The 13,122-nt window shown below is 61.1% G+C and carries 16 protein-coding genes; 11 read left to right on the top strand and 5 right to left on the bottom strand.

From position 1 onward, the window contains the following. Window positions 1-8: 8 nt before the first annotated feature. The 3 genes from mlaD to LOY35_RS04330 are packed head-to-tail and all read right to left on the bottom strand — an operon-like array spanning window position 9 to window position 2,082. Window positions 9-476 (bottom strand): outer membrane lipid asymmetry maintenance protein MlaD, encoded by a 468-nt coding sequence (gene mlaD / locus LOY35_RS04340; protein ID WP_041020863.1) that lies wholly within the window; start codon window positions 474-476, stop codon window positions 9-11. Next, complete coding sequence (gene mlaE / locus LOY35_RS04335) at window positions 476-1,273, bottom strand: lipid asymmetry maintenance ABC transporter permease subunit MlaE (RefSeq protein ID WP_144922824.1); 798 nt, start codon at window positions 1,271-1,273, stop codon at window positions 476-478. Before mlaE ends, mlaD begins: the two co-directional genes overlap by 1 nt. Next, window positions 1,273-2,082, bottom strand: a complete 810-nt coding sequence (locus LOY35_RS04330) for an ATP-binding cassette domain-containing protein (RefSeq protein WP_041020865.1) — start codon at window positions 2,080-2,082, stop codon at window positions 1,273-1,275. The genes mlaE and LOY35_RS04330 overlap by 1 nt, the downstream gene beginning before the upstream one ends. Window positions 2,083-2,355: 273 nt before the next feature. Between LOY35_RS04330 and LOY35_RS04325 the strand changes: the two genes are divergently transcribed. From LOY35_RS04325 to LOY35_RS04280, 10 genes are all read left to right on the top strand, one after another. Then, window positions 2,356-3,330, top strand: coding sequence for a KpsF/GutQ family sugar-phosphate isomerase (locus LOY35_RS04325; RefSeq protein ID WP_258630927.1), 975 nt, complete (start codon window positions 2,356-2,358; stop codon window positions 3,328-3,330). Next, on the top strand, window positions 3,331-3,855 hold the full coding sequence (locus tag LOY35_RS04320; protein WP_258630925.1) for an HAD family hydrolase: 525 nt from the start codon (window positions 3,331-3,333) through the stop codon (window positions 3,853-3,855). 7 nt (window positions 3,856-3,862) lie between these two features. Beyond that, window positions 3,863-4,435 (top strand): LPS export ABC transporter periplasmic protein LptC, encoded by a 573-nt coding sequence (gene lptC, locus LOY35_RS04315; RefSeq protein WP_258630923.1) that lies wholly within the window; start codon window positions 3,863-3,865, stop codon window positions 4,433-4,435. Next, entirely contained in the window at window positions 4,422-4,967 is a 546-nt protein-coding gene (gene lptA, locus LOY35_RS04310) for a lipopolysaccharide transport periplasmic protein LptA (RefSeq protein ID WP_258630921.1), read from the top strand. Before lptC ends, lptA begins: the two co-directional genes overlap by 14 nt. Beyond that, complete coding sequence (gene lptB / locus LOY35_RS04305; protein ID WP_258630920.1) at window positions 4,967-5,692, top strand: LPS export ABC transporter ATP-binding protein; 726 nt, start codon at window positions 4,967-4,969, stop codon at window positions 5,690-5,692. The genes lptA and lptB overlap by 1 nt, the downstream gene beginning before the upstream one ends. A 219-nt stretch (window positions 5,693-5,911) precedes the next feature. Beyond that, on the top strand, window positions 5,912-7,408 hold the full coding sequence (locus tag LOY35_RS04300) for an RNA polymerase factor sigma-54 (protein WP_258630919.1): 1,497 nt from the start codon (window positions 5,912-5,914) through the stop codon (window positions 7,406-7,408). A gap of 77 nt (window positions 7,409-7,485) precedes the next feature. After that, a complete protein-coding gene (hpf, locus tag LOY35_RS04295; RefSeq protein WP_003178005.1) occupies window positions 7,486-7,794 on the top strand; it encodes a ribosome hibernation-promoting factor, HPF/YfiA family in 309 nt (102 codons plus the stop codon). Between the two features lie 12 nt (window positions 7,795-7,806). Next, window positions 7,807-8,271, top strand: a complete 465-nt coding sequence (gene ptsN, locus LOY35_RS04290; protein WP_047699533.1) for a PTS IIA-like nitrogen regulatory protein PtsN — start codon at window positions 7,807-7,809, stop codon at window positions 8,269-8,271. Between the two features lie 2 nt (window positions 8,272-8,273). Beyond that, a complete protein-coding gene (rapZ, locus tag LOY35_RS04285; protein ID WP_144922800.1) occupies window positions 8,274-9,131 on the top strand; it encodes an RNase adapter RapZ in 858 nt (285 codons plus the stop codon). 15 nt (window positions 9,132-9,146) lie between these two features. Next, on the top strand, window positions 9,147-9,422 hold the full coding sequence (locus tag LOY35_RS04280; protein WP_258630917.1) for an HPr family phosphocarrier protein: 276 nt from the start codon (window positions 9,147-9,149) through the stop codon (window positions 9,420-9,422). A 174-nt stretch (window positions 9,423-9,596) separates the two neighbouring features. On the opposite strand, the gene pmbA is transcribed toward LOY35_RS04280, so the two are convergent. Beyond that, a complete protein-coding gene (pmbA, locus tag LOY35_RS04275) occupies window positions 9,597-10,943 on the bottom strand; it encodes a metalloprotease PmbA (RefSeq protein ID WP_258630916.1) in 1,347 nt (448 codons plus the stop codon). Window positions 10,944-11,050: 107 nt separating this feature from the next. Here pmbA and yjgA point away from each other — a divergent pair, with 107 nt between their 5' ends. Next, window positions 11,051-11,575: a ribosome biogenesis factor YjgA gene (gene yjgA, locus LOY35_RS04270; RefSeq protein WP_041020876.1), complete on the top strand. Its 525-nt coding sequence runs from the start codon at window positions 11,051-11,053 to the stop codon at window positions 11,573-11,575. 100 nt (window positions 11,576-11,675) lie between these two features. Here yjgA and tldD read toward each other — a convergent pair whose 3' ends face one another. Continuing rightward, complete coding sequence (gene tldD / locus LOY35_RS04265; RefSeq protein ID WP_258630914.1) at window positions 11,676-13,118, bottom strand: metalloprotease TldD; 1,443 nt, start codon at window positions 13,116-13,118, stop codon at window positions 11,676-11,678. Window positions 13,119-13,122 lie beyond the last annotated feature (4 nt).

The following is a 13,122-nucleotide window of genomic DNA, read 5'->3' as shown; positions in this document are numbered from 1 at the left end:
AAGGCTCCTCATTTGGCGTCTTTGCTAACGGTATTGAGCAGGAATTTCCCGATCAGGTCCTCAAGCACCAGCGACGACTGCGTGTCATGGATGGTCCCGCCGTCCTTGAGCAGGGTCTCTTCCCCGCCCACGCTGATACCGATGTATTTCTCGCCCAGCAGGCCCGCCGTAAGGATAGATGCAGTGGAATCAGTCGGCAGGTTATCCACGCGCTTTTCCAGCTGCAGCGTCACCCGTCCGGTGAAACTGTCGCGATCCAGATCGATTGCCGTGACCTTGCCGATGGTGACACCGGCCATGGTCACCTTGGCTCTGACCGTCAAACCGGCGATATTGTCAAAATAAGCATAAAGTTTATAAGTATCGGTATTCGCGGTCGGCGCCAGGCCGCTGACGCGCAGAGCCAGCAGCAGCAAGGCCAGGATGCCGGCCAGCAGGAAAAGGCCGACACCGATTTCCAGGGTGCGGTTTTGCATCAGAAATCTCCAAACATCAAGGCGGTCAGAATAAAGTCAAGGCCCAGCACCGCCAGCGAGGCGTACACCACGGTCTTGGTTGTGGCACGGCTGATCCCCTCAGACGTGGGCTCGCAGTCATAGCCTTGAAACACGGCGATCCAGGTCACCACGAACGCGAATACGGCGCTCTTGATGACGCCGTTGAGCACATCATCGAGGAAGTCGACGCTGTTCTGCATGTTGGACCAGTAGGAACCTTCATAGACGCCCAGCCAGTCGACGGCCACCCATGAACCACCCCAGATCCCGACGACGCTGAAGATGATCGCCAGCACCGGCAAGGAAATGAAGCCGGCCCACAGGCGCGGGGCAATGATGTACTTGAGCGGATCGACGCCGATCATTTCCAGGCTGGACAGCTGCTCGGTGGACTTCATGTTACCGATTTCGGCCGTCAGCGCCGAACCGGCACGCCCGGCGAACAGCAATGCGGTCACCACCGGCCCGAGTTCACGCAACAGCGTCAGCGAGACCATCTGCCCGACCGCCTGCTCCGAACCGTAGCTGGACAGGATATTGAACCCCTGCAACGCCAGCACCATGCCGATGAAGATCCCGGACACCACGATGATCACCAGGGACATCACCCCCACCGAATGCAGTTGTTTGACCAGCAGGCCAAAACCGCCGCCTGTCGAGTTGCGACCAAGCAGCGCATGGGCCAGGAACAGCGTGGAACGGCCCAGCACCGCCAGCACGTCGATGCCGGAACGGCCAAACAGGCGAATTCTTTCTATCAATGATTTCTTGCGCATCAGCGCTTCCCCAGCAGATCGGTACGGTAATCCGTGGCCGGAAAATGGAACGCCACCGGACCGTCCGGATCCCCCTTCATGAATTGGCGAATGCGCGGGTTGTCCGAAGCCTTCAACTCCTGGGGCGTGCCCTGCCCCAATACCTGGCCATCGCCGACCACGTAGATGTAGTCCGCGATGCTGGCGGTTTCGGCCAGGTCGTGGGACACCACGATGCTGGTGATGCCCAGCGCATCGTTGAGCAGGCGGATCAGGCGCACCAGCACACCCATGGCGATCGGGTCCTGCCCGACGAAGGGCTCGTCGTACATGAGGATTTTCGGATCGAGGGCAATCGCCCGCGCCAGTGCGACCCGGCGCTTCATGCCGCCGGACAGCTCGTCCGGCATCAGATCGAGGGCGCCACGCAGCCCGACCGCCTGCAACTTGAGCAGGACGATGTCGCGGATCATCTCCTCCGGCAGGTCGGTATGGACCCGCAACGGGAACGCCACGTTCTCGAACACGTCGAGATCGGTGAACAGCGCGCCGCTCTGGAACAGCACGCCCATGTGCTTGCGCGCATCGAACAGGTCGCTGCGCGACAATTTGGGAAGATTCTGACCATTGACCCAGACCTCACCGGCACTGGGACGCAACTGTGCGCCCATCAGGCGTAGCAGCGTGGTCTTGCCGCACCCGGAAGGCCCCATGATGCCGGTCACCTTGCCGCGCGGGATGCGAATATCGATGTCATTGAAAATGCTGCGCGTCCCTCGCTTGAAGGACAGCCCCTTCAGCTCGACCGCGTAGGCGTTGTCGGCACTCATCTAAACTCCTTGCGATGCAGCCTCACATCCGAATGCCCTGGCCAGCCGATAAAGGTCGGACCGCCAGGCATCCGGACCGGCGGCGAACTATATCACTGCAACGGCCACGCGCCCAAGGGCCACCCCTGGCCGGTTAAGCCTGACTTAAGGTAAATGAGTACATTTTATTCAAACCCGGCGGGGTGTTTGCACGAAGCATGACGAACTAGCGTGAGGGAATTGTTCATTGCCGCTATAATCGCCGCCTTTTCATCGGGCTATACGATTTCTGACATGAGCCAAACCAGCGACCTGATTCAATCGGCACAACGTACCATCCGCCTCGAACTCGAAGCCGTGCAAGGCTTGCTGCCCCGTATCGACGCTGATTTCATACGCGCCTGCGAGATGATCCTGGCCAGCACAGGCCGCGTCGTCGTGGTCGGCATGGGCAAGTCCGGGCACGTCGGCAACAAGATCGCCGCGACCCTGGCCAGCACGGGCACCACGGCATTCTTCGTCCACCCGGCCGAAGCCAGCCACGGTGACATGGGCATGATCACCCGGGACGACATCATCCTGGCGCTGTCCAACTCCGGCTCCACCAATGAAATCATTACGCTGCTGCCACTGATCAAGCGCCTGGGCATCCGGCTGATCAGCCTCACCGGCAACCCGGACTCGCCGCTAGCCAAGGCCGCCGAGGTGAACCTCAACGTTCACGTCGAGCACGAAGCCTGCCCGCTGAACCTGGCACCGACCTCGTCCACCACTGCGGCCCTGGTCATGGGCGATGCCCTGGCCGTGGCCCTGCTGGAGGCCAGGGGGTTCACCGCGGAAGACTTCGCCTTCTCCCACCCCGGTGGTGCGCTGGGTCGCCGCCTGCTGCTGAAGGTGGAAAACGTGATGCACGCCGGCGCAGAGTTGCCACAGGTGCAACGCGGCACGCTGCTCAAGGACGCACTCATGGAGATGACCCGCAAGGGCCTGGGCATGACGGTGATTATCGAGGCCGACGGCAAGCTCGCCGGGATCTTCACCGACGGCGACTTGCGTCGCACCCTGGACCGCACCATCGATGTGCACAGCACCACCATCGAGCAGGTCATGACGCCCCACGGCAAGACGGCCCGTGCAGAAATGCTCGCCGCCGAAGCCCTGAAAATCATGGAAGACCACAAGATCAGCGCCCTGGTGGTGGTCGATGCCGAAGACCGCCCGGTGGGCGCCCTGAACATGCACGACTTGCTGCGTGCCGGAGTCATGTAAATGAACGCAGACCTGCTGCAACGCGGTAAAGACATCAAGCTGGCCGTGTTCGACGTGGACGGCGTGCTGACCGACGGACGCCTGTATTTTCTCGAGGACGGCAGCGAATTCAAGACGTTCAATACCCTCGACGGCCAAGGCATCAAGATGCTGATGGCCGCCGGCGTGCAGACGGCCATCATCAGCGGCCGCAAGACCCCGGTGGTCGAACGGCGCGCGAAGAACCTTGGCATCCCCCACCTTTATCAGGGTCGCGAGGATAAACTGGTGGTCCTGGACGAACTGCTGGGGCAACTCAATCTAAGCTATGCACAGGTCGCCTACCTGGGTGACGACCTGCCGGACCTGCCGGTGATCCGTCGGGTCGGCCTGGGCATGGCAGTGGCCAATGCGGCAGGTTTCGTCCGCGAGCACGCCCATGGCGTCACCACCGCGCGAGGCGGCGAAGGCGCGGCCCGTGAGTTCTGCGAACTGATCCTGCGCGCCCAGGGCCGCCTCGAAGCGGCCAACGCCGCGTACCTGTGAGCCATTTATGCTGAGCAAGAAGATTCGCACCATCCTGCTGTTCGCGTGCATCGCGGCGATTTTCGCGGCGGTGGGCTACTGGAACATCAGCCCCGAACGCTTCCTCGATCGCCCTGCCGTCCAGGTCGCGGAAAACGATATCGACTGGTATGCGACCAACACGCATACACTGCAATACCTGCCCGACGGCAAGGTGCAGTACGAAATGACGTCCGACAAGGTCGATCACGTCAAGGCCACCGACATTTCACTGGTCGCCAATCCGGACCTGAACATGTTCCGTGGCACGGAATTCCCGTGGCACGTGCAGAGCAAGCGCGCCGAAGTCAATTCCGGCGGCACCGAAGTGGAACTGATCGACTCGGTACGCGTCGCACGAACCGATGAGAAGAACCGCACGACGATCATCACCAGCACTCGCATGACCGTGTTCCCGCAGCGACAATATGCGCAGACCGAGCAACCCGTTAGAATCGACGGCGCCGGTGGTGTATCGACCGGCACGGGAATGAAAGCGTATCTGAAGGAAAGCAGGATACACCTGCTATCGAACGTAAGAGGACAGTATGAAGCTCGCTAAAACCCTCCCTATTTTGCTCAGTCTGGGCGCAGCACTGGGAAGCGCGAGCGCCTGGTCTCTTCCCAACGACCGCGACCAGCCTATCCGCATCCAGGCCGACGACGCCCAACTGGACGACAAGAACGGTATCGCCACCTATAGGGGCGACGTGATCATCACCCAGGGCTCGATGAAGGTCACCGGCAATACCGTGACCATCACCCGCACCCAGTCCGGCGATATCGACGTGGTGACCTCGGTGGGCAACCTGGCCTATTTCGAGCAGTTGCAAACGGCCGGCGACACCAAGCCCGTGCAGGGCTACGGCGTGACCATCCAGTATCACGCGTCCCAGGACCGCGTCGTGCTGATCGATCGCGCCAAGGTCATCGACAAGGACAACAACGTCACCCAGGGCGAGAAAATCGTCTACGACACGAACAAGAAACTCGCCAGCGCCGGCCGCGCCACCGGCAACAAGGTGACCGAGCAGCGTCCACGGATCGACATGGTCATCCAGCCGAAAAAGAAAACCGAGCAAAGGCCCCAGTAATGGCAACTCTGAAAGCTCAGCACCTGGCCAAGAGCTACAAAAGCCGTCAGGTCGTGCGCGATGTCAGCCTGTCCATCGACAGCGGGCAGATCGTTGGCCTGCTCGGCCCCAACGGCGCGGGCAAGACCACCTGTTTCTACATGATCGTCGGCCTGGTCCAGGCCGATCAGGGCCGCATCCTGATCGACGACCTGGACGTCAGCCACCAGCCGATGCACGGTCGGGCAAAGGCCGGCATCGGCTATTTGCCACAAGAAGCGTCGATCTTCCGCAAACTGTCGGTCGCCGACAACATCATGGCGATTCTCGAAACCCGCAAGGAACTCGACAAGGCCGGTCGTCGCCAGGAGCTGGAAAGCCTGTTGCAGGAGTTCCACATCAGCCACATCCGCGACAACCTGGGTATGAGCCTGTCCGGTGGCGAACGGCGCCGGGTGGAAATTGCCCGCGCCCTGGCTACCGCACCGAAATTCATCCTGCTCGACGAACCGTTCGCCGGCGTGGACCCGATTTCGGTGGGCGACATCAAGCAGATCATCCACCATCTCAAGGCCAAGGGGATCGGCGTGCTGATCACCGACCACAACGTGCGCGAGACGCTGGACATCTGCGAAACCGCCTACATCGTCAATGACGGCCAATTGATCGCCGAAGGTGACTCCGCCACCATCCTGGCCAACGAACTGGTCAAGGAAGTGTATCTGGGCCATGAGTTCCGCCTGTAAGCGCGAAGTGTCTGGCAAATTGTCCCGGCGCCGCTGGTTTAACCGCGCAGCGCCTCGGGATGTTCTCAGTGAATCCCCTATCATGGGGAAACTAATTGAGAACTTCCCCTAGGCAAACACTTCAGTTTCAGGCATATAATTTGCTTAAGGTTTGGCGCTCCGGCGCCCTTGTAGTGGATGGCGCATGTGCGCCGGCGAATAAGGTGTTAAGCCCCTGCCATGAAACCATCGCTAGTCTTGAGAATGGGCCAGCAGCTGACGATGACACCGCAGCTGCAACAGGCCATCCGCCTGCTCCAATTGTCGACCCTGGACCTGCAACAGGAAATCCAGGAGGCCCTGGAATCCAATCCGATGCTCGAACGCCAGGAAGAAGGCGACGACTTCGACAACACCGATCCGCTGGCCGACAACGTCGAGCAGAAACCCAATACCGAGATCCAGGAACCGTCCTACCAGGAGGAAGCCGCCCCGACGGTGGATAACCTCGAGGATGGCGAGTGGGCCGAACGCATCCCCAATGACCTGCCCGTGGACACGGCCTGGGAAGACGTCTACCAGACCAGCGCCAGCAGCCTGCCGAGCAGCGACGATGACGAGTGGGACTTCACCACCCGCACCTCCGCCGGTGAAAGCCTGCAAAGCCACCTGCTGTGGCAGTTGAACCTGGCACCGATGTCCGACACCGATCGCCTGATCGCCGTGACCCTGATCGACTGCATCAACAACCAGGGCTACCTGGACGAAACCCTCGAGGAAATCCTCGAAGCCTTCGATCCGGAGCTGGACATCGAGCTGGACGAGATCGAAGCCGTCCTGCACCGTATCCAGCAGTTCGAACCGGCCGGCATCGGCGCCCGCAACCTGGGTGAGTGCCTGCTGCTGCAGCTACGCCAACTGCCCGCCAAGACGCCGTGGCTGGCCGAAGCCAAGCGACTGGTCACCGACTATATCGATCTGCTGGGCGGCCGCGACTACAGCCAGCTGATGCGCCGCATGAAGCTCAAGGAAGATGAGCTGCGCCAGGTGATCGAACTGGTCCAGAGCCTCAACCCACGCCCAGGCTCACAGATCGAGGCCACCGAGCCCGAGTACGTGGTTCCCGACGTGATCGTGCGCAAGCACAACGATCGCTGGCTGGTGGAGTTGAACCAGGAATCGGTACCCAAGCTACGGGTCAACGCCCAATACGCGGGCTTTGTAAGACGCGCCGACACCAGCGCCGACAACACTTTCATGCGCAACCAGTTGCAGGAAGCGCGCTGGTTCATCAAGAGCCTGCAGAGTCGCAACGAAACCCTGATGAAAGTTGCCACCCAGATCGTCGAACATCAACGCGGTTTCCTGGACTACGGCGACGAAGCGATGAAACCGTTGGTCCTGCATGACATTGCCGAGGCAGTGGGCATGCACGAATCGACAATCTCCCGGGTGACCACACAGAAATTCATGCATACCCCACGGGGTATCTACGAATTGAAATATTTTTTCTCCAGCCACGTCAGCACCTCCGAAGGCGGCGAATGCTCTTCCACGGCCATCCGCGCGATCATCAAGAAACTGGTGGCCGCGGAAAATCAGAAAAAGCCGTTGAGTGACAGCAAGATCGCTGGTTTACTGGAGGCACAAGGCATTCAGGTGGCCCGCCGTACCGTCGCCAAGTATCGTGAATCCCTCGGGATCGCGCCTTCGAGCGAACGCAAGCGGTTGATGTAACAAGGCCACGCCACAGCGTTCCAGTGGCAGGCATTTCTGCCTGCCGCTTTATGCACTGGCAACGAAGGAGAAGCTGTATGCAAGTCAACATCAGTGGACACCAACTGGAAGTGACCGAACCCCTGCGTACCTACATCGGCGAAAAACTCGACCGATTGGAAAGGCATTTCGACAAGATCACCAACGTGCAGGTCACGATGAACGTCGAGAAGCTGCTGCAGAAAATCGAAGCCACGCTGCATATTCCCGGCGGAGAGGTGGTTGCCAACGCGGAGCACACAGACATGTATGCCGCGATTGACCTGCTGACCGACAAGCTGGATCGCCAACTCAAAAAGCATAAGGAAAAGACCCAGAGCCTCCTCCAGGGCGCTACCGGTCGTTAACCCCCCCAATCCATGATCCGACTAGAAACCATCCTGACCCCCGGCCGTTCCATGGTGAACGCGCCGGGCGGCAGTAAAAAGAAAGCCCTCGAACAAATCGCCAACCTGATCCACCGCGAAGTGCCGGATCTGGAAATGCAGGACGTCTTCGAGGCCCTGGTTGCCCGTGAAAAACTCGGTTCCACCGGTTTTGGCAACGGCATCGCCATTCCCCACTGTCGCCTCAAGGGATGCACCACGCCCATCAGCGCGCTGTTGCACCTTGAAGCCGCCATAGATTTCGACGCCATCGACGGCGCACCGGTCGACCTGCTGTTCGTACTGCTGGTTCCGGAAGCGGCGACCGATGCGCATCTTGAGCTGCTGCGCCAGATCGCCAGCATGCTGGACCGCAAGGAAGTGCGCGAAAAACTGCGCAGCGCACCGAGTAACCAAGCCTTGTATCAGGTCGTCCTGGACGAGCAGAACGGTCATTAATCATGCGCCTGATCATCGTCAGCGGTCGCTCCGGCTCCGGTAAAAGCACGGCGCTCAATGTGCTTGAGGACAGCGGCTATTATTGCATCGACAACCTGCCGGCCGGCCTGCTGCCGGAGTTGGCCGAACGGGCGTTGATCCACACCGAGCTGGCGCAACCGCTGGTAGCGGTCTCCATCGACGCACGCAACCTGCCGAGCCACCTGTCGCGTTTCCCCGAACTGCTCGAGGAAGTACGCAACCGGCATATCCAGTGCGATGTGCTGTACCTGGATGCCGATGACGAAACGCTGCTCAAGCGCTTCTCCGAAACCCGGCGGCGCCACCCGCTGAGCAATGCCAACCGCTCGCTGGCCGAAGCCATCGAAGACGAAAGCCAGTTGCTCGGGCCGATCGCCGACCTGGCGGACCTTAAGGTCAACACCACGAACCTGAACCTGTATCAGTTGCGCGACACCATCAAGTTGCGCCTGCTGAACCAGCCGGAGCCAGGCACGGCGTTCCTGGTGGAGTCGTTCGGCTTCAAGCGTGGCATGCCGGTAGATGCCGACCTGGTGTTCGATGTCCGTTGCCTGCCCAACCCTTATTGGAAACCGGAGCTGCGCGAGCAATCCGGGCTCGACCAGCCGGTGATCGACTACCTGGCTGCCCAACCGGATGTCGAGGAGATGTTCCAGGACATCTCCGGCTACTTGCTTAAATGGCTGCCCCGGTTTGCCGCCAGCAACCGCGCCTATGTCACGATTGCCATCGGCTGTACCGGTGGTCATCACCGCTCCGTCTACCTGACCGAGCGCCTGGGCCAACTCCTGCAACAATCCCTGAAGAACGTCCAGGTTCGCCACCGCGACCTCAGCTAAAGGATCCACATCGCGATGCCTGCTCGGGAAATTGAAATCATCAACAAGCTGGGCTTGCACGCCCGGGCTTCAGCCAAGTTTGTCGGCGTGGCCGGTCAGTTCAAGGAGACGACCATCCGCGTTGGCCGTACGAAGGACGCCACGGTCGACGGCAAGAGCATCATGGCAATGATGATGCTCGCTGCGGGTAAGGGCACCAAGATCTACCTGGAAACCCAAGGCGAGCAGGAGCAGGAGGCGATGGATGCGCTGGTGGTCCTGATCAACAACTACTTCGATGAAGGTGGCTGACACCGCAGGGCTGTCGTGGCGAGGGGATTTATCCCCGCTGGGCTGCGAAGCAGCCCTATTTAGGGGGCGCTACGCACCCCAACGGGGATAAATCCCCTCGCCACAGGTTTTCTGCGGGTACAAAAAAGGCGCGTCACCCATTAGGGATGCCGCGCCTTTTTTATTGCGACGAGGTCAGCTACCCGCCACCGTCATCCGCTCGATCAGCACCGAACCGGTGCGGATGTTGCTGCGCAGCTCCAGGTCATTGCCCACCGCCACGATCTGCTTGAACATGTCGCGCATGTTGCCGGCAATGGTCACTTCCTGGACCGGGAATTGAATCTCGCCATTTTCGACCCAGAACCCGGCCGCACCCCGGGAGTAATCGCCGGTCACCATGTTCAGGCCATGACCCATCAGCTCGGTCACCAGCAATCCTCTTCCCATCCGCCGCAGCAAGGCCGCCTGGTCCTCTTCGCCATGGGTCACGAACAGGTTGTGCACGCCACCGGCATTGGCGGTGCTCGGCATGCCGAGTTTGCGGCCCGAATAGGTGCCGAGGATATAGGACACCAGCTCCCCCCTCTCCACGAACGGCTTGGCATACGTGGCCAGGCCATCGCCGTCGAATGCCGAACTGCCCATGGCCTGCATCAGGTGCGGGCGCTCATCGATGGTCATCCATTCCGGGAACAGTTTCTGGCCCAGGGCACCTTCGAGAAACGAAGACTTGCGATACAGGTTGCCGCCGGACACCGCCGACAGGAAGCTGCCGAACAACCCACCCGCCAGCTCGGCCGCAAACAGCACCGGCACTTCACAGGTCGGCACCGGTCGCGCGCCCAGGCGACTGGCCGCCCGTTGCGCGGCTTTCTGGCCGATCACCAGCGGATCCATCAGCAGATTGCCCTGGCGGTTCACGTCGTACCAGTAATCGCGCTGCATCTGGCCATTGGCCTCGGCAATCATCACGCAACTGAGGCTATGACGGGTCGACGCATAACCGCCGATGAAACCGTGGCTGTTACCGTACACCCGGCACCCCTGATGGGTATTGAGCGTCGTGCCGTCGGCGTTTTTGATTCGCGGATCGGTATCGAATGCTGCCGCTTCACAACGCAACGCCTGCTCAATGGCCTGTTCGGGAGTGATGTCCCAGGCGTGGAACAGATCGAAGTCCCGCGACTCCTTGCACATCAGGGCGGCATCGGCCAGGCCCGAAGCTTCGTCTTCGGAGGTGTGCTGGGCAATCGCCAGGGCCGCGGCAACGGTTTCGCGAATGGCGTCCGGGCCGCTGGCTGAAGTACTGGCCGAGCCCTTGCGCTGGCCGACGTACAAGGTGATGCCGAAACCCTGGTCGCGATTGAACTCGACGGTTTCCACCTCACGCTGGCGTACCGACGTCGACAGGCCCTGCTCCAGGGACACCGCCACCTCACAGGCGCTGGCGCCCTGTCGCTTGGCTTCGGCAAGGATCTGCTCGACCTGCTCCTGCAGTGCCGGCAATGCTTGCGGGCCGACGCTCTGAACTGCACTCATGGCTTTCTCCACTCAAATTCTGCTTTCGGTAAGGCCTTCGAGCGACCGGGCCGGACAAGCGGCCCCCGACTGGTTATCATGGCGGCGTTTCTTTGCGGACTGCCCCCATGGTTGATTCTTACGACGACTCCCTCTACGAGGGTGAAAAAAGCAAATCCCAGGTCAAACGCGAGCTGCATGCTCTGGTTGACCTCGGCGAGCGCCTGACAACACTCAAGCCTGACTTGCTGGCCAAATTGCCCTTGACCGACGCCTTGCGCCGGGCCCTGGCCGATGCGCCCAAGCACACCGCGAATATTGCGCGTAAACGGCACCTGCAGTTCATCGGCAAACTGATGCGCGATCAGGACACTGACGCCATCCTGGTTCTGCTCGATCAACTCGACGCCTCCACCCGGCAGTACAACGAACGCTTCCATAACCTGGAACGCTGGCGCGATCGCTTGATCGCAGGCGACGACGGCACCCTGGAAAAATTCGTCGTCGACTACCCCGAGGCCGATCGCCAGCAGCTGCGCTCCCTGATCCGTCAGGCCCAGCACGAAGTGGCACAGAACAAGCCACCGGCTTCGAGCCGTAAAATCTTCAAGTACATCCGTGAGCTGGACGAGACTCAACGCGGTCTGCGTTGAGTAGCGTCCTGTAGGAGCTGCCGAGTGCAGCGAGGCTGCGATCTTTCCCCGTGCCATTGAATCCACGGCGAAAGATCAAGATCGCAGCCTTCGGCAGCGCCTACGCGCCCGTGCCACCCACGGTAATCGCATCGATCTTCAGGGTCGGCTGACCGACACCCACGGGCACCGACTGCCCGTCCTTGCCGCATGTTCCTACACCGCTGTCCAGGGCCAGGTCGTTACCGACCATCGACACCTTGCTCATGGCCTCCGGTCCGTTACCGATCAGCGTCGCGCCCTTGACCGGAGCGGTGATCTTGCCATCCTCGATCAGGTAGGCCTCGCTGGTGGAGAACACGAACTTGCCGCTGGTGATGTCCACCTGGCCGCCACCGAGGTTGGCGCAATAGATGCCTTTTTTCACCGAAGCGATGATTTCCGCCGGATCAGTTTGCCCACCCAGCATGTAGGTGTTGGTCATCCGGGGCATCGGCAGGTGCGCATAAGACTCGCGACGACCGTTGCCGGTGCGGGCCACGCCCATCAAGCGGGCGTTGAGTTTGTCCTGCATGTAGCCCTTGAGTACGCCGTTCTCGATCAGCGTGGTGCACTCCGTCGGAGTGCCCTCGTCGTCGACGCTCAGCGAGCCGCGCCGTCCGGCCAGGGTGCCATCGTCGACAATGGTGCAGAGCTTCGAAGCGACCATCTCGCCCATACGCCCGCTGTAGGCCGAACTGCCCTTGCGGTTGAAATCGCCCTCCAGACCATGCCCCACTGCTTCGTGCAGCAGTACGCCGGACCAGCCGGAGCCCAACACCACCGGCAACGTGCCAGCCGGTGCGGGAATGGCTTCCAGGTTGACCAGCGCCTGGCGCAGGGCCTCCCGGGCGTAGCCCATGGCGCGGTCTTCGCTGAGGAAATAGCGATAGTCGGTGCGCCCGCCGCCACCATGCCCACCGCGCTCGCGGCGACCGTTCTGCTCGACGATCACACTCACATTGAAACGCACCAGCGGCCGTACATCCGCCGCCAGGCCGCCGTCGGTGGAGGCCACCAGGATCCGTTCCCAGACGCCGGCCATGCTCACGGATACCTGCTGGATGCGAGGGTCGAGGGCACGGGTCGCGACGTCGATGCGCTTGAGCAATTCGACCTTCTCGGCTCGGCTCATGACTTCCAGCGGATTGTCCGGCGCATACAACTGCGCGACATCCTGGCTGCTGAAGGCCTGGACCGTGCCGTTCTGCCCGGCCCGGGAAATCGAACGCGCCGCACGGGCCGCAGCCCCCAGGGCTTCCAGGGTAATGGCATTGCTGTAGGCAAAGCCGGTTTTCTCGCCGGACTGGGCACGCACGCCCACGCCCTGGTCAAGGTTGAAACTGCCTTCCTTGACGATGCCGTCTTCCAGGGACCAGGACTCGGAAATCTGGCCCTGGAAATACAGGTCGGCCGCGTCGATACCCGGACCGGCCAGGTCGCCCAGCACGCCTTGCAGGCTTTCGAGGGTCACGCCGCCGGGGGCTAGAAGGTGTTCACTGACTGAGGACAACAACCCGCTCATATGT

The sequence above is a fragment of the Pseudomonas sp. B21-028 genome (assembly GCF_024749045.1).
In the GTDB taxonomy this organism is placed as follows: domain Bacteria; phylum Pseudomonadota; class Gammaproteobacteria; order Pseudomonadales; family Pseudomonadaceae; genus Aquipseudomonas.
Note: the sequence above shows the minus strand (reverse complement) of the source record. Positions and strands in the feature narration are given on the sequence as shown.